At 70.3% G+C, this 15425-nt stretch carries 15 protein-coding genes; 4 read left to right on the top strand and 11 right to left on the bottom strand.

Annotated features, from left to right (window positions below; translation table 11 throughout):
- Nucleotides 1-108 precede the first annotated feature (108 nt).
- The 3 genes from ACFWPT_RS03345 (at nt 109) to ACFWPT_RS03335 (ending at nt 2811) form a co-directional block, all read left to right on the top strand.
- The gene (locus ACFWPT_RS03345) at nt 109-1017 is read left to right on the top strand and encodes an aKG-HExxH-type peptide beta-hydroxylase (RefSeq protein WP_380479205.1); all 909 of its coding nucleotides are present in this window, start codon (nt 109-111) and stop codon (nt 1015-1017) included.
- On the top strand, nt 1014-2324 hold the full coding sequence (locus tag ACFWPT_RS03340) for a serine hydrolase domain-containing protein (protein WP_380479203.1): 1311 nt from the start codon (nt 1014-1016) through the stop codon (nt 2322-2324). The genes ACFWPT_RS03345 and ACFWPT_RS03340 overlap by 4 nt, the downstream gene beginning before the upstream one ends.
- Nucleotides 2325-2436: 112 nt before the next feature.
- A complete protein-coding gene (locus ACFWPT_RS03335) occupies nt 2437-2811 on the top strand; it encodes a hypothetical protein (protein ID WP_380479200.1) in 375 nt (124 codons plus the stop codon).
- Nucleotides 2812-2905: 94 nt separating this feature from the next.
- Here the strand turns inward: ACFWPT_RS03335 and ACFWPT_RS03330 are convergent, their stop codons facing one another.
- From ACFWPT_RS03330 to ACFWPT_RS03320, 3 genes are read right to left on the bottom strand one after another with little or no spacing between them, the layout of a single operon-like run.
- Nucleotides 2906-3670 (bottom strand): restriction endonuclease, encoded by a 765-nt coding sequence (locus tag ACFWPT_RS03330; protein ID WP_380479197.1) that lies wholly within the window; start codon nt 3668-3670, stop codon nt 2906-2908.
- Between the two features lie 29 nt (nt 3671-3699).
- Nucleotides 3700-4380, bottom strand: a complete 681-nt coding sequence (locus ACFWPT_RS03325) for a restriction endonuclease (RefSeq protein WP_380479194.1) — start codon at nt 4378-4380, stop codon at nt 3700-3702.
- Nucleotides 4380-4595, bottom strand: a complete 216-nt coding sequence (locus ACFWPT_RS03320) for a hypothetical protein (protein WP_380479191.1) — start codon at nt 4593-4595, stop codon at nt 4380-4382. Before ACFWPT_RS03320 ends, ACFWPT_RS03325 begins: the two co-directional genes overlap by 1 nt.
- Before the next feature lie 471 nt (nt 4596-5066).
- Between ACFWPT_RS03320 and ACFWPT_RS03315 the strand changes: the two genes are divergently transcribed.
- Complete coding sequence (locus tag ACFWPT_RS03315) at nt 5067-5348, top strand: hypothetical protein (RefSeq protein ID WP_380479188.1); 282 nt, start codon at nt 5067-5069, stop codon at nt 5346-5348.
- A gap of 116 nt (nt 5349-5464) precedes the next feature.
- On the opposite strand, the gene ACFWPT_RS03310 is transcribed toward ACFWPT_RS03315, so the two are convergent.
- The 8 genes from ACFWPT_RS03310 to ACFWPT_RS03275 form a co-directional block, all read right to left on the bottom strand.
- On the bottom strand, nt 5465-6241 hold the full coding sequence (locus ACFWPT_RS03310) for a hypothetical protein (protein WP_380479185.1): 777 nt from the start codon (nt 6239-6241) through the stop codon (nt 5465-5467).
- Nucleotides 6228-6845, bottom strand: a complete 618-nt coding sequence (locus ACFWPT_RS03305) for a sigma-70 family RNA polymerase sigma factor (RefSeq protein ID WP_380479181.1) — start codon at nt 6843-6845, stop codon at nt 6228-6230. The genes ACFWPT_RS03310 and ACFWPT_RS03305 overlap by 14 nt, the downstream gene beginning before the upstream one ends.
- 373 nt (nt 6846-7218) lie before the next feature.
- A complete protein-coding gene (locus tag ACFWPT_RS03300; protein ID WP_380479178.1) occupies nt 7219-9018 on the bottom strand; it encodes a pentapeptide repeat-containing protein in 1800 nt (599 codons plus the stop codon).
- Nucleotides 9019-9176: 158 nt separating this feature from the next.
- Nucleotides 9177-11015, bottom strand: coding sequence for a SpoIIE family protein phosphatase (locus ACFWPT_RS03295; RefSeq protein WP_380479175.1), 1839 nt, complete (start codon nt 11013-11015; stop codon nt 9177-9179).
- Nucleotides 11008-11397, bottom strand: coding sequence for a hypothetical protein (locus ACFWPT_RS03290; protein WP_380479172.1), 390 nt, complete (start codon nt 11395-11397; stop codon nt 11008-11010). The genes ACFWPT_RS03295 and ACFWPT_RS03290 overlap by 8 nt, the downstream gene beginning before the upstream one ends.
- A 49-nt stretch (nt 11398-11446) precedes the next feature.
- Nucleotides 11447-13750, bottom strand: a complete 2304-nt coding sequence (locus ACFWPT_RS03285) for a TniQ family protein (RefSeq protein WP_380479169.1) — start codon at nt 13748-13750, stop codon at nt 11447-11449.
- Nucleotides 13751-13785: 35 nt separating this feature from the next.
- The gene (locus tag ACFWPT_RS03280) at nt 13786-14997 is read right to left on the bottom strand and encodes a TniQ family protein (RefSeq protein WP_380479165.1); all 1212 of its coding nucleotides are present in this window, start codon (nt 14995-14997) and stop codon (nt 13786-13788) included.
- Nucleotides 14998-15035: 38 nt separating this feature from the next.
- Nucleotides 15036-15302 (bottom strand): helix-turn-helix domain-containing protein, encoded by a 267-nt coding sequence (locus ACFWPT_RS03275; protein ID WP_380479162.1) that lies wholly within the window; start codon nt 15300-15302, stop codon nt 15036-15038.
- Between the last annotated feature and the right edge of the window lie 123 nt (nt 15303-15425).

Genomic DNA, 15425 nt, shown 5'->3' with positions numbered 1-15425 from the left:
CTGACCGCCCGGCGCGCTGAACGCCGGAGGTAACCACCCTGGGGCCGGACCCGACCGCGGCGGGCCCGGCCCCAGGCCACCCCTTTCCATCTGGACAGGAGCCCGCACGTGGACAACCCCGGCCTCTTCGACTTCCCGCCGACCAGCCGCCTGCACGACGAGCGCACCGCCAAGATCCACACGATCCTCACCCCCGGCACTCGGCCCCGGCCCACGGGCCTGGGCCCCGCCGCCGACTACTGCCTGGCCCACCACGCCCTCGAAGGCGCCGAGACGGCCGCCCGCTCGGGCGAGCGGGCCGCCTTCGACTGGTACACCGCCAACCCGCACGCCGACGCCGCCGCCAGCTCCATCCCCACCGTGCTCGGCCCGCGCGTCGTCGTCGCCCCCGACCTCACCGACCTGCCCCGCTCCCCGATCTCGGAGACGCCGTACTACGTGCTCGGCCCCGGCACCGAACCCGCGCCGATCGCGCTGCGGACGCTGGCGGCCGGCGCGTTCACCACCGCCGCCGACACCGGCTTCGGCAGCCTCCTTGCCGCGCACGCCGTCGTGGTCGTCCTGCTGCGGACCAAGCAGCTCGGCCAGAGGCTGGACAGCTGGACCATCACCCGCCTGCCCGGCACCGTCTTCCTCGACCACGTTGGCGACCCCACCGTGCTGGCCCGCGACCTCATCCACGAAGCCGGCCACAACTGGTTCAACGACGCCCTCACCGCCACCGGCTGCAAGATCGACGACCAGGCCGAGTTCCACTCCCCCTGGAAGCAGGGCACGCGACCCGCCTTCGGCTTCCTGCACGCCTGCTGGGCCTTCCCCCTCACCATGCTCTACACCGCCCGCGTCCTGGAGCACACCGACGGCGACCTGCGGCACTTCCTGACCGCCTACCTCGACCAGCAGCGCGACCTCCTCGCCGCCAGCGCCGCCGACCACCCGCGCGCCCTTCACCTCATCGGCGACGAGGGCCTGCGCGAACGGCTGGCCGCCGTCCACCGCCAGGCGCTCACCCTGTGACCGCCCACCGCCCCACCGCCCCGGGCCTGGCCCTGCTCGTCCACCGCCCCGGCCAGGAACCGGCGACCTGGCACACCGGCCTGGCCAGCGTCGAGCACCAGGTCCCGATCGGGCCCGGCACCGCGTTCAATTCCGGCTCCGTCGCCAAGCAGATCACCGCCCACCTCGTCCTGCTCGCGGTCCGCGACAACCTGATCCACCTCCATCAGAGCGCCGCCGACCTGCTGCCGAAGCTGAAGCTCACCGACGTGACCGTCGCCGACCTGATCACCCACACCTCCGGCCTGCGCGACGCCGAGACCCTGCTCGGCCTCGCCGGCCTGCGCTACCTCGACCACTACACCGCCGCCGACCTGCGGACCCTCGCCTACCGGCAGCGCGAGCGCGCCGTCCCGGAGGGTCAGTTCCTCTACAGCAACACCAACTACCTCCTGCTGGCCGAACTCCTGGAGACCGTCCACCGCACCGACCTGGCCGACCTCGCCCGCCGCCGGGTCTTCGACCCGCTCGGCATGCACGCCACCGGCTTCCAGAGCGACCCCCGCCAGGTCTTGCCCGGCGCCGCAGCCGCCTACCGGCCCGCCGGCGGCGGCTGGCGGCACACCCAGCCCCCGGTCGCCCTGCCCGGCCCCGGCACCCTGTTCACCACCGCGGGTGACCTCGACCGCTGGCTCGGTCACCTCCATCAGCTGTGGCAGCACGACGGCACCCCGCTGCCCTGGGAGGAGATGCTGGGCTACCGCACGGCCGACCACCGGCCGTACCTGTACGGGCCGGGCCTGTACGCCGACCCCCGCCCGGGGCACACCGCCGTCTTCCACTATGGCCACGAACACGGCTTCTCCGCAGCCACCCACCTCACCCGCGAGGGCCTGCGGATCGTCAGCCTCGCCAACACCACCGACCTGGCCGCCGACCACGCCGCGGCGGCCGTGCTCCGCGCGCTCGAACAGCACCCCGGCCAGGACCTGGACGAGCTGCTGCCGCTGGCGGCCGAGCGGGCGCGACAGCCGGTCACCACGGCCGCTGCCGACCACCGCGAGGACGACGGCAACCAGCCCCGCCGCGAGCTCGGCCGCTTCACCTGCGACCAGGTCCCGGGCACCCTGCGGCTCACCCGCACCGGCGACACCCTCCACCTGTGGCGCCGCGGCACCCCGGACCGTCTCGCCCCCACCGGGGCCGCCACCTGGGCGGGCAACGGCTACACCCTCACCCTGCCCGTCGGCACGGACCACATCGAGGGCTTCACCCTCGACCTCGACCGGGCACCCGGCCTGGCCTACGTCCGCCTGCTCCCGTCCTGACCCACCGGCCCGCCTGCAGCCGGCCGCCCCTGGCCGCCGGCCGCGGGGCGGCCCCCGCAGTGCCCGACAACCCGGCCGCCACCGCGCGGTCGCCGACCGGAGAATCCTTCAAGTGCTCGACGTAGACGTGCTCGTGATCCCCGGCATCGCCGAATTCGCCCGGGGCGGCCTGCCCGCCCCCGCGCGAACGGACGACGGCAACCCCTGGGTCGACGGTGTCTGCTGGCTGTACTGCGGCCAGCGGTGGACCCGCGTCCTGTGGATCGGCCCGGCGACCGTGGCGGGGATGAACGCGCCGATGTTCGCCTGCGGCCCGTGCATCGCCGAACTCCAGGAGCGGGTCTGGAAGTCCGTCCTCCTCGGCGACGAACCGGCCGAGCCCGTCCCGGACGCCGTGCGAACCGGCGCCGAACCGGCGCCGGCCGTGGAGACCGATCAACCGCGCCGGGGCAGGCACCGCCGCCCCGGGCTTCTTCGACGGACGTGAGAGCTGCGGAGGGTGGCATCCGCCGCCGTCGGACCGTGGCATTGCACCGAGACCGGGCAGCTGCCGTGCGAGGAAGGCGTCACCCGTTTCTTCGTCACCTGCGGCGGGCCTTCTTGTGGTCCGCGTCGGAGGGGTGGCGCTTCGGCGCGGGGACGTCCTCGATGAGGTTCCACAGCAGTCCGGAGCCGGCCGCCCAGGTCTCCAACAGCTCACGGTCGACAAGGTGGACGTCGTGGGCCTTACCCCACGGGACGGCCTTGGCGGAGAAGCCTCCATTGGTGACGACGAGAGCGAAGGTGGCGCCGTGGACGGGCTGGGCGGTGCCTTTGACCTGCTGCAGCACCGGGGTGCCGATCTTCTTACCGGCGGCGCCGTCGCGCCGGTGCTTGACCTGGACGGCCCAGATCCGGCCGTCCGGGTCCACGGCCCGCACATCGCAGGCGTCGTCCCCGCTGCCGCCGATTCGCTCGGCCCGGAAGCCGTCTCGGCGCATCAGGTCCCGCACCGCGAACTCGAAGGCGTGGAAGTGGAAGCGGTCGATCTGGGATATCGAATACCGCAGCCCGTGGCGGCGGACGTTCCCCTCCCACTCCTTGCGCCGGTTGCGACGGAACCCCCAGGCCGCGAGGAGACCGCACCCGATGATCAGAGCGATCTTGATCACCCAGAAGTGCCGGTCCAGCCAGGCACCGAGGAGAAGGTTCCCCACGAAGAAGAGCACCCAGAAGAGGCCCTGCGCGACCAGCAGTGCCTCCTCCTGCCAGTGCCAGGGTGACCTGGGCAGCGGGCCGGGTTCGGCGACCGGGTCCGATTCAGCATCCTCCGGGAGATCCTTCAGTGCGTCTGGCTGCGACGTCATGCCACCTTCCCTGTCGTGGTTCTGGGTTCTCAAGCCGCCGCCCCGAGTCGACCGCGTCGGGGGCCGCGGCGGGGCAGCCGAAGAAGTTCAGGCAGTGCGGTGCCGCCCTCGGCCCAGCGCCGAAGCGCCTCGCGGTCCACCCAGTAGATTCCGTGTTTGTCGCCCCACGCCTTGGCATCGCGGGTGAAGGAACCGTTGGTGACGACCACCGCGACATCGGCCTGGTGCACGGGCTGGGCGGTGCCCTTGACCTGGTACATCACCTGCGAGCCGACCTTGCCGCCGACCTTGGTGTGCTTGGCCTGCACGACGATCCGGCCCCACCGGCCGTCCTGGCCGATCACGTCGGCGGCCTGGTCGCCCTGCTGGCCGACCTGCCGGGCCTCGATCCCGTCGCGCAGAAGCAGGTCGCGCAGGGCGAACTCGAACTGCTTGTCGTCCATCGCGTCGATCTGGGCGAGGCCGAGCCGCAGCGAGGCCAGTCGCTGGCGGCGCGCGGCAGCCCCCGCCCTTCGCAGCCGCCACCAGACGGCCACGCCGACCGCGCCGATAGCGGCCAGAGCCGCGAGCACGGGCAGGCCGTCTGTGGCCACCCATCGCAGGCCCTGCACGGCCCACGACACGACGACGAGCACGATGACGACGGCGGCGACGCGTTCGGCCGTCGTACGCGGTGCCCGCAGCCCGAGCCGGCGGAGCTTTCGGCGCATCAGTGGCCCGCCGCCGGGGCGGAGGCCGGGGCGGAGGCCGGGGCGGTGGTGCCGGGGTTGGTATTCGTGGTGGTCGACGAGCCGCCGCTCTGTCCGTACAGCCACAGACCGCCGACGACGAGCGCCGCGATCAGCCAGCCGCTGGTCTTGTTGATCCTCCGCTGCGGCTTGCGGCGGATGTGACCCTTCACGTAGGTGTATCCCTCGGGCACCATGCGATTCCCCTCCCACAACGGCGCTCCGCCCAGCGCGGCCCGCCCCCGGAGAATTGGTGTAGCAGCGGCCCCCGACAAATCCTGACTGATCATCAACAATGATCATTGGCTGCGGTGTTAACCGGCCAGCAGTCGTGCTGCGGGGGCGCAAGCTCCGACGCGAGGCGATGACCAGTGCCGATACCCCCGTACGCCGCGGCGGCTGGCACCGCTGCGGCGCCACGTCGCCGCGGGTACCGGGCTTTCGGAACGTGGATCACCTGGGAAGAGACGCGGATCGGGCCTGCGGCTCGCCCGACGCCTCGGTCGCCGTAGATGGCGTGTTAGCGGCGGCGCACACCCGCGCACACTGGCCGCGCTTGGCTGCCGATGCCCGCCAGCGGCGCGAGGCCAGTTGCGGCGCCGAAGGACGGTGCGGCTGCCCAAGCGTCGGAGCCGGGCAGTGTCGGCTTGCTGCCGTAGCCTTCTGCCATGCCGCTGAGCGATGACGAGAAGGCCCTGCTGTCCCTGGTCGCCGAGGCCACCGCCCCGGTGGCGATGTCCGAGTTCTTCGAGACGATCAACCCGCCCGCTCCCGGGCTCAACGAGCACCACCCCGACCACCCGGCCTGGACCGAGCGCCAGATCGCCCTGTATGGCGCCTCCGTCCAGCTGTGGCAGCAGGGCCTGGTCCGGGTCGTCACTCCGGCAGACGGAAGCCGCCCCGATCTGGTGGAGGCCACCGACACCGGACACGCCGTCCTGGCCGGCTGATCGTCGGCAACGGGCCGCCTTCGCGTCCGGGCGAAGACGGCCCGCTGCCGGGACAGAGGGCGCTCACCCGAGCGCTGGTGTCTCAGCTCAGGAGCGGCTGACGTCTGTCACGGCGTTCACCTGCCCAGGTACATCGCGCTGCGTTCACCGATGTCGAGCACCTGGTAGACACCGGGCTGGATCTCCCGGGACTCGGCCCGGATCCAGCGCGCGACGGCGGGCGGCCAGATCGTCGTCTCCGACCACACCAGGCTGGCCAGTGTCGACGGCTCGCCCAATGCCAGGTTCGACAAGTCGCTCCCGCGGGCGTCGAGTTCAACGCCCCTCAGCAAGTGCACCAGAAGCCGCCCCGCTTCCCGGGCCTGGTCCTGTTCGGCGAAGAGCCGGTCCGACTTGGCCAAGGCCGCGTCCACATTCAGCGATCGCATCTCGCGCTGGGTGTCGCGAGCTTGGCCCAGGACGCTCGTGAAGGCCCGCAACTGCTGCAGGACCGCGCCCAGAGCGGGGAGACGGTCCAGAAGCCCCCGGGCGCGGAACCGCAGCGACATGTCGATCGCGGACGTCCACGGACCTTCAAGATCTCCGCGGGTCAGAAGATCAGCGAGATCGGGCAACTCGTCCAACGGGCCGAGCGGGCCGGGCGACCTGACAGCGTCCAACGCCTCGGTCGCGGAACGCGCCAGAGCGCGCAGGTCAACGACCGTGATGACGTCGGCCCCCGTCACATCGTCTGGATCTGCAGCCTGCCCGGGGCCCGAGGGCGCATCCATGATGGCCAGCAAGACCTTCGTGGGGTCCGCCACGGACTCAGCCTGGCCGAGAAGTTCAGCCGACGCGCCGGCCAGCAGAACGTCCAACTCGTCGTCGTCCAGCCAACGGTCAGGTGTACTCATTCCGCTCTCCCCTCCTGTCCGCATCCCGTTGCGCGCTCAGTTTGTGCCGCAGAACAGCGCGAGCCTTCTTCAGCAGATCGCGGGCCTTTTGATCCGACACCCCGATGGCGCGGGCGGTCTCGACCGAGCTGAACCCGTCCAGGTGGAAAGCCATGACGACCCGCGTGTTCTCCTCCAGCGCTCCGAGCGCGGCGAGCACAGCCATCGTCTGGTCGGTCAGCTCGGCGTGACCGGGGCCCGGCTCGCACAGCTCCGGCAGCTCGACTCCCGCAACCACGTCCACCTGGTGGCGGGCCATGGCGGGCGGCCTCGACCAGGCCCTGCGGGCCACCGTCCGGATCCAGGACCGTCGTTGGGCGTCCTGGGCGGGGAACCCACCGTCGCGCAATCGCTCCCACGCTGCCGCGAACGCCTCGGAGGCGGCATCCTCGGCGTCCGGGAGGCTGGCCCCCAGGTACCGCAGGAACCGGATGACGAGCAGGTGCTCACGCTCGAAGAAGTCGAGGAACTCACCGCGCACCCGCGCCATCCTGGCAGCCTCGGAGGCGACGCGCAGGCGTTCGTCCAAGACCGGCGCGGCGAACTGACGGTCATCGAACTCCACCGGCACCGCCCTTGCGCTGGCCGACCTCGATGACCAGACCCTGCCGGCCCCGATCCACGATCAAGCTCCCGACCGGAAGCGTGCGGGCGTACTCCCGTAGCGACAGCTCCCGGTCACGCTGCCGCCGGCCTCGCAGCCGTAACCACGCCGCCACGCCGGAGGCCGCACAGCCGCCCACAGCGGTCACCGCCTCGATCAAGGTGCCAGGTTCCACCATCTCATCCCTCCCTCACCGGCACGGGGACCCTCTCCCCGCTCGAACCGGCGCCTACAGCATGTAAGTGGCCGCCAACGACCATGATCGGGAAGGGAACTTCAAGATTCTTTGCAGCGGACGACGCCGCCGCTGGACCCGCCGGACGTGGTCCGGCTGTCAGCGCTTGACCCGGCTGCGGGTGGCCAGGGCCGCCAAGCCTAAGAGCGTTGGTTCGGTGAGCCGACTGAACATCTCGATCCACGTGCCGATCGGGGTCAGGTCCTGGCCGCTGCTGCGGAAGAGGACCGAGTTGATGACCACCTGGACGGCGTCCCGGGCTCGCTGAGCCGTCCATCGGGCTGACATGGGCTCGTTCAGAAGCGGATCGGTCTTCCTTATCGTCCAGGTGCTTGGCTGAGCAGATACAGCACTGGTCGGGAGAACCTCGGTGGAGGATGTCTGAGTCGGAAGACCCCAGGCCATCATGAGTACCACGGTGGCGGTCATGGCCACGATCAAGGCCGTCAGCGCCCTGGAGGCCCGCAAACCGTAGCCGGACACCAGCCAGTACAAGTGGAGCAAGACGCGTTCGCCGCGCGGGACGCGGGCGGAGTGGCGGCGCATCTCCATCTCGCCGTAGTAGAAGTCGGCGGCGCCAGGTTCGTCCTTGCGGTCCTCCAACGCCTTCCGTAACTGCCGGTAGACCGCGGCCAGGTCGTGGGGCTCGGCCGTCAGCTCGCCGCGGCGGCCGGCGGCGTCCGCGGTCCAGCCGTCCCTGCGGAACTTGATGGCCGAGCGGGCACGCCAGCGGTGCTCCTCGGTCATGGTCTTGCGGCGCGTCCAGCGCCACAGCGGCAGCCAGAGCGGGCCCCGGCGAAGTCCGCGCGGCGGTTCGGCCCACCTGCAGTACCCCTCGAGGCGGAGCTGGTCGAGATGGTAGGCGCCCAGGACCTCGCAGTTGGTGAGGTCGACGTCGCACAGGATGAGATGGGACGCATCCACGCCTACTATGCCGTGCAGTTTGATCACGGGGCCCAGGCCAGCGAAGCGGTTCTCGGCCTGGAAAGGGCGTCCACCGACAGCGATGGGCGACAGCCGGGTGACGAGGGTCACCGGCTGGCTCAGTACCGCGTCCGTCATGTCGACTTGTGCGTATCGCAGTTGAAGTACAGCGGTGGCTTTGAACTCGGCGCCTGACAGATCGACCTGTCGCGCGGCGATGTCCAGCCGGGCGGGAGCGTTGAGCGTCGTCCTCCGCATGCTCAGCAGGCCGCCACAGACGATGGGCCCGCGCCAGGCTCCGACGAAGCAAGCGTCGTCGAAGGTGGCGTCACTGGCCAGCTCGACTGCCCAGAAGGAGGACTCGTCACCGAAGCGGACCTTCCTGAACTCGGCAGCACCGGCTACCTCCATCTCGCCGAAGTTGCCCTGCCCGGTGAAGACCGCGGAGTTGAGGGTCACGTCGCCCTGGAATGCGGTCCGCTGGAACATGCCGAGGCCGGCGATCTCGATGCCGTCGAACAGCGCGTCGCCGCCGAACAGGGCATCGTTGAACCATGCCGACGCGTCGAACTGCGCGTCCTCGAACACGGCCCCGACGCCGAAGAGCACTTGGGTGAAGATGGCCTCGCCGATGAAGTGGCAGTCGGCGAACGCGGCGTCGCCGATGAACTGGGCGTCGGCGAAGACCGCGTCGGTGTTGAACGTCGTCTCGTCGAACGCGGCACCGTCGGGGAATGAGGCATGGTCGAAGCGGGCCTCACCGAGCGTGCGGGAGACGGCTGACAGCAACTGCTCCAGCAGGTCAGCATCGATGCTGACACCCCGCAAGTCCACCGCTGACCCCTCGCTCAAGGCCGAGAGCGCCGCCGCCCGCTCGTGCTCGGTCAGGTGCCGCAGACAGCGCTCGTATTCCGCCCAGCGGGCACCTTGGCAGTCGCTGTCGTCGGTGCACTGGGGCCACGGAAGTGTCGTCATACGGACGGTTGTAGAGGTACGACCTCCTGTCCGTCCGGCTGTTCGAGAAAGATGTCCGACCGGCCACCGCGTCCCGGGCGCGGATGTCCGGCGTCCCGCGAACCGTCCCTTACGCAAGGTGACACGTCGCGTCCCCCTTCCCCTCGCACAGGGCAGGCTCAGCGCGGAATCTGGAGTTCGAACCAGACCACTTTCCCCACAGCCTTGCGTGCGGTGCCCCAGCGGTCGCACAGTCGAGCGACTAGCCCGAGTCCGCTCGTGCGGTCGGTGGTCACGTCCGGTGAGGGCAGGTTGTGGTTGTCGTCGGAGACTTCGGCAAGAAGGCGGTCGGTGCGGATGAGCTGCAGCTGAATCGGGCCGTGCGCGGTGGCGTGGACGGCGTTGGCGACCAATTCGCCGACGAGGAGCTCGGCCGTCTCGGCGACTGCGGCGAGCCCCCAGCTGATCAGTTGCTCCTGAACGAGAGTGCGGGCTCGGTGAACCTCGGTGATGTCCACCGAGAGGGTCCAGGTGGCCACCGCCGCATCGGGCATGCCATCAAGGGCTGCTACGAGGAGAGCGATGTCGTCTTTCGGGCCGGTTGAGTCGAGCCGGTCGAGCACGGTGTCGCAGACGGCTTCAGGGCTCTGCTTAGGGTCGATGAGCTGATCGCACAGGGCGCGGAGCGATGCTTCCAATGAAGCTTCTGGGCGTTCGACCAGGCCGTCGGTGAACAGCGCGAGCACCGAGCCGTCCGCGATGCCGACTGTCGCGGAGTCGAAGGGAACGCCGCCGACACCGAGGGGTGCTCCGGAGTGCAGCTCCAGCAGCTCGGCACGTCCGTCCGGGTGCACGAGAACCGGCGGTACGTGGCCGGCACTGGCGATCTCGCACGTCCGGTTGATCGGGTCGTACAGCGCGACCAGGCAGGTGAGCAGAGAGTCGTCGCCCAGTTTGTGGGAGAGGTTGTCCAAGTGACGCAGGATCTGGGCAGGCGGCAGGTCGAGCGTGACTAGTGCGAGCGCGGCTGCCCGGAAGCGGGCAGCCCTGGCGGCGCCGTGGATGCCGTGGAGGCCCATCGCGTCGCCGATCACCAGGGCTGTACGGCTCCCGGGTAGTTGGGCGACGTCGAACCAGTCGCCGCCGGCGAGTTCCTCCGGCGAGCCCGGAAGGTAGCGGTGGGCGATCCGCAAGCCGGGGATGTTCGGCAGTGCGGGTGGGATCAACAACTGCTGGATCTTCGCTGTCGCGCTGGTGGCGTCGCGCGTCGCGTCGGCTTTGGGGCTGCGAGCGAGGCGGATCTGCCCGTCGACCGAAATCACGCTCAGGGTGGGTGTCTGGTCCGGGACCTGCTCCGTTACGCGGCGCAAGACGAACCGGTACAGGTCGTCGACGCTGACGTACCCGTCCTGATCGCCGTCCGCGTCACCGGTCCGCAGTCCCTCGACGATCGCGGAGGTGAAGACCGACGGCTGATCCCTGCGCCGGCTCAGGGCCTCGGACTCGTAGCTGTACTGCAGGGAAGTCGACGAGGTGATCACGATGCGGCCGTTGCCCTGGAATGCCTCACTCAGGTCGACGTCCGGCTCGCCGCGGCTTCGCATGCCCTTGGCGAAGGCTCCGCTGTAGCAGCAGTCGAGAAGGAGGACGGTGCGCCAGCTGCGGCTTTGCTCCATGCGGTCGGCGAGGAACTCGGCGCTGACCGAGGTCGCCTCTAGCATGTCGAACTCGCTGTCGCGGGCGATGAAATGAAGGCGGTTGCGGGTGTCCTTGCGGCCGTGGCAGGAGAGGTGCAGCAGGAGGATGTCGTCGCGCTCGGCGGTGCTGAAGAAGCGTTGGATTTCCTTCTGCCAGGTGCGGGCCGTCTCGTTCGACAGCACGTCGACCTCGAACTGGCCGATGCCCGGGTCGCTGAGGACGGCATGGAGATGTTCTGCGTCGGCGGAAGCTCCGGGAAGTTCGGCGAAGCGCTCGTCGTCGTGGTGCTGGTTGGCGAGGATGAGCGCGCGTTTACGCATCGGGTGAGTGGTCAGCTGCCTTCGCGGTGAAGGCCTCGATGGCCCTGCGCTGGTCGGCGCGGGAGACGGACGTCAAGTGGAGTTCGTCCTCGCCCAGTTTGATATCGATCGTCCCGGAGTTCCGGCGTGTCAGCCAGTCCTGAGCCAGGAGAATCAGGGACTTCAGCGCGGGTGCTCCGGCCAAGCCGAGGACGACGGAGGTGTAGGTGGCAGCTTCCCCTGCTCGTGTGCCCGCGGGGGACGGGGCTGCTGGCTCGTGGGCGAGCCGGTTGAGGGTGAGCTGTTGGATCTCCTCCAGGAGGAATTCCATGTCGCGCTCAGCTGCTGCCGCGCCGTCCGGGTCCTCGAAGATCAGGCTGACTTCCAGCGCCGCGCTATTCATCGTCTCCCCCCACAGGAATGCTCGTGCCGCACCAGCATGGCACAGCCGGTCAGTTGCCGGACGAGAATCGGCCAGGGGCGGGACGCAGGAGCCTGGCCCTACTGGCCGCTTCAACGGGCAGGCCAGCCGTGTGCGGGACGACGTCCGGACCGCCGTGTAGGGCCAGGCGCATCACGGCCGCGAGGCGATCGGTGGCGCTGCCAGGGGCGCGGGACAGAGCGCCGAACCTCAGCTGCTTCCGGAACGACTTGATCGCGGGTGAGTCGCTCTGGCTTCTGAGCCTGGTGATGGACTCGGCAGCTTCCAGCGGGTCGTCGGCGAACGTGATGCGTGCGGCCAGGCGAAGAACAGCCGCGGTCACCAGGGAGCCGGGTCTGAGGCGGGCGCCGCTGACCATCCGTCGGCCCCACGGGGAGTCGTAGGTGTCGCAGAAGCGGGTGAACGCCTCCACGACCGCGGCGTCGGCGCCTTCCAGATGGTCTGGTCCGGCGGTGTAGAGGGCGAGGCTCGCGGCGGCCCACAGGTCACGGAAGTCCGCGCGGGCCGGCCGACGATCCTTGTCGTTGTCGGTGTCGAGGTGCCCCAGCAGGAGTTTCTGCAGGGCGAGGATCTCCTCGTCATGGACGGGCAGGGCCTCGAGGTCCCGCCAGGAGAACCCGCACACGGTCGGCTTCCCCTGTGGCATGGAGCGCTCGCGGCGGCAGCGGCCAGCTACCGGATCGGTGCCGGACACAGTCAGGGCATGGCGGCAGGAAGGGCAGCGTTCGACGAGGTAGCAGGAGTGCACCGGGCATGCGTAGACCCAGGGCAGGCCCCAGGCGAGCTGCCAGCGGCCGTCCGCTTCCCGGCAGCACTGCGGGCAGAGCTTCATCTCGTACGGCTCGATCCAGTACGCCTTGACGAACTTCCTTGTGGTGGCGACGGTGGCGTGCTCGCCGTCGACCGGCGGTAGGGCGGTCCCCCGGAAACGGTGCCAGGTCATGGCAGTCAGCTGCTCGGGCGGCAGCCCGGTCGCGGCGACGGCCCGCGGGAGCCAGCTGCGATGAGGTCCGTACACGGGAGCGTTGTCCGAGACCACGACACCGGATGCGCGGCCGTTGGCCCAGACAAGACCGGTGAGCTGGGCGGCCCGGTGGGGGTCGATCCCGTAGTCGGCCGCGACGGCGTGCAGCCAGCTGACCAGCGACTCGCCGGGCAACGGATCCACGGACAGGGCCACCCGGCGGGTATGGCCGGGGAGGTTGATCGCCGCGAACCGGGCAGCTTGAGCTGGTTGTGCTGTTGCCCGTGTCCTGGAGTGCTGGACGGTGAGGCGGTAGCGGTTGCGGCTGTCGGCGAAACTGGGGCCGATGACGGCGGTCATGATCTCCTCCAGCCGCTCGGTGGTGTGCCACGGCGCGAGCTTGAGGGGCTCGGCCTGCCAGGCGTGGTGCAGCCGTGTCAGCTCCTTCGACTTCTCCGCGTTGCCGAGACCGTTGACGAGATGGGCCGCCCGGAACGGCTCGTCGGCGAAGGTGATCCGCGCGGCGATCTTGATCAAGCCGGCGGACAGCAGCGTCGGCGGGGTTCGCCGCACGTTGGGGGCGGGCTGTGAGAGCCGGTGCCGCTCTGAGGTGCGGCAGAACTCCTCGAAAGCGTCGTACACCGGCTGATCGGCGCCTTCGAGGTGTTCGGGGTGCGCGGTGAACATGGCCAGGTGCGTCATCGCCCACAGGTCCGCGAAGTCGCGCCGGGCTGATGCCCGGCGGTCGCCGGTGGCATCGAAGTGGGTCATCAGGGTGCGCTGGAGACTGATCAGCTCGCTGTCGGTGGCCGCGGGGGCCTCCATTGCCTCCGGGCGGGTCAAGCACCCCGTGCACGTTCCCCAGCGCGAGGGGGTCAACCCGAACGGATGCTCGCAGTGCGGGCAGCGGTCGAGCAGATAGCACTGGTGGGTCGGGCAGAGGTACTGCCACGGCAGGCACCAGGCCAGCGGCCAGCGGCCGTCGTTGTCCGCCAGGCAACCGGGGCAGACGCGGCGGCGTTCGCCGATGACGCCGAAATAGCCGATCCACGGGCGCATCTGCATGCGTCCCCGGGCTGCGTCGGAGGGGACGGCCGTGCCGGAGAACCGCGCCCAGGTCAGGTCTCGGATGCCCTCGGCGCTCAGGCCCGTGGCGGCCCCGATCCGGGCGCTCTCGTCGCCGGCGAGTTCGAAGAGCGGCGACCGCTGGAGCTTGGGGTCCATCCGCCTGGGATCGTCCGCGGGCACCGCGCCGGTGATCCGGTACGCATGCTGGAGGCTGATGCCGTACTCGGCGGCGATCGCTCCCATCCAGCTGTACAGCGACTCACCGGGTTCGGGAGCGACCATCAGGGCGATCCGCCGAGGTCTGCTGGGGGAGGACGTCACCGCTCGCCGCCACCAGAAACAGGCACCCCGGCCGGACCCTGCTCTGCCTCGTCGCCGCGCGGGATGGCGAAGCGTCGGCCGCGCCCCCGGCTGATCCAGCGTTGCGGGTGAGGCTGGTGCGCGTTGACCGCGTCAACGATGTCGCGGGTGCGGGTGAGGCGGTGGGTGGCGACGGAGAGCGGCAAAGAGCGCCAGGACCGGCCCAGCGTCAGGACATCGCGCCCGGCGGGTTGGCGGGTCAGGCCGAACAAGGCATCCGCCGCCTCGAACGGATGGTCGGCGCCCACGATCTGTGCGGCCAGCCGGATCGCCGCTGCGAAGGCGAACGGGTCCTGGAAGCGTTGGCCGCCCGGGTGATGCAGTTCGGCATCACCGCGGCGGGCGAGGAAGACGCGACCGTAGCGGTCGTAGCCGTCGCGGACCGCCGGGTCCGCTTCCGACAGGTGTTCCGGGGTGGCGAGGAACAGGGCCATCGTCGTCATCGCCCACAGATCCCCGAGTTCGTCACGAGCCTGCTGGTCGCTCGTGGGGGTGTCGAGGAGGTCGAGCACGTGCTGTTGGACACCGATGAGCTGCTCGTCGGCCGCCCCGGGTGCGGCGATGGCCGCTAGCTCGACGCGGCACGGGGAGTCGCTCGCCCGCCTGCGGCGCCCGCACAGCCTGCGCACGCCGGCCGACCCCAGGATCTTGCCGCATCCGGGGCAGCGGTCGACCAAATAGCAGCGGTGACGCGGGCACACGAACAGCCAGGGCACGGACCACAGCAGCGGCCAGCGGCCGCCGTCCTCGGCTAGGCAGGAGGGGCAGATGCGCACCTGCGCCGGGTCGATGAAGTGCTGGTGCAGGAATTCGCGTAGAAACAGGCGCGGCGGCGGCTGGTCGGGCAGCACCTGTGCGGGGTCGGGCACGGTGGTTCCCACGAACCGCTGCCAGGTCATGTCGAGGAACCGCTCGCTGTCCAGCCCGGTCGCGGCGGTGAACCGCGCCAGCCGCTCTTCGGAAGCGCCGAAGACGGGCGAGGAGCGGCGGGCCGGCGAGAGCTCGGCCCCGGGGCGCTCGTCGGCGAGGGCGGTGATCAGCGCCGCGCGGGAGCGGGTGACGCCGTAATCGGCTGCGACCGTGTCCAGCCAGCTGTACAGCGACTCACCTGGCAGGGGCGCCACCATCAGGGCGATACGCCGGGGAAGTCCGATATGCCGGTTGCTCACCGGTCACATGGTCGCACAAGGGCGGGTGCCGCCCGGCGTCAGGAGTCGGCTGAGGTGCCCGTCTGGATCTCGCTGTCCTGTGGCAGCAGGTCGTGGATCGAGGCGCCGAGGGCGTCCGCCACCTGGTAGAGGCGGTCCACCGAGATGCTGTGCTTCGCCGTCTCGACCTCGACGTAGAACGAGCGGTCGAGGCCGGAGGCCCTGGCCGTGGCGAGCTGGGTCAGGCCGCGCTGCAGACGCACTTCGCGCAGGCGGCGCCCGAAGGCGATGCGTCGGGCGTCGGCGAGGTCCTCAGTTTTCGACACGGGAGAAAAGTAGTACATCGACGTGTAGGGTATATCCTACTTTTCGCCCTTTCGGGGGTGCTGACCTGTGTCTTCTCAAGGGGTGGGGTGTGTCCGACGCTGCTGCGGCCGGGCGGTGGGAGC

The sequence above is a fragment of the Kitasatospora sp. NPDC058478 genome (genome assembly GCF_042720345.1).
In the GTDB taxonomy this organism is placed as follows: Bacteria; Actinomycetota; Actinomycetes; order Streptomycetales; family Streptomycetaceae; genus Kitasatospora.
Note: the sequence above shows the minus strand (reverse complement) of the source record. Positions and strands in the feature narration are given on the sequence as shown.

Bases quoted from the DNA above. Each gene is read 5' to 3' on its own strand.
- ACFWPT_RS03330 (WP_380479197.1), bottom strand. From the start codon at position 3,670: ATGACGTCGCAGCCAGACGCACTGAAGGATCTCCCGGAGGATGCTGAA.
- ACFWPT_RS03325 (WP_380479194.1), bottom strand. From the start codon at position 4,380: ATGCGCCGAAAGCTCCGCCGGCTCGGGCTGCGGGCACCGCGTACGACG.
- ACFWPT_RS03320 (WP_380479191.1), bottom strand. From the start codon at position 4,595: ATGGTGCCCGAGGGATACACCTACGTGAAGGGTCACATCCGCCGCAAG.
- ACFWPT_RS03315 (WP_380479188.1), top strand. From the start codon at position 5,067: ATGCCGCTGAGCGATGACGAGAAGGCCCTGCTGTCCCTGGTCGCCGAG.
- ACFWPT_RS03310 (WP_380479185.1), bottom strand. From the start codon at position 6,241: ATGAGTACACCTGACCGTTGGCTGGACGACGACGAGTTGGACGTTCTG.
- ACFWPT_RS03300 (WP_380479178.1), bottom strand. From the start codon at position 9,018: ATGACGACACTTCCGTGGCCCCAGTGCACCGACGACAGCGACTGCCAA.
- ACFWPT_RS03295 (WP_380479175.1), bottom strand. From the start codon at position 11,015: ATGCGTAAACGCGCGCTCATCCTCGCCAACCAGCACCACGACGACGAG.
- ACFWPT_RS03290 (WP_380479172.1), bottom strand. From the start codon at position 11,397: ATGAATAGCGCGGCGCTGGAAGTCAGCCTGATCTTCGAGGACCCGGAC.
- ACFWPT_RS03285 (WP_380479169.1), bottom strand. From the start codon at position 13,750: ATGGTCGCTCCCGAACCCGGTGAGTCGCTGTACAGCTGGATGGGAGCG.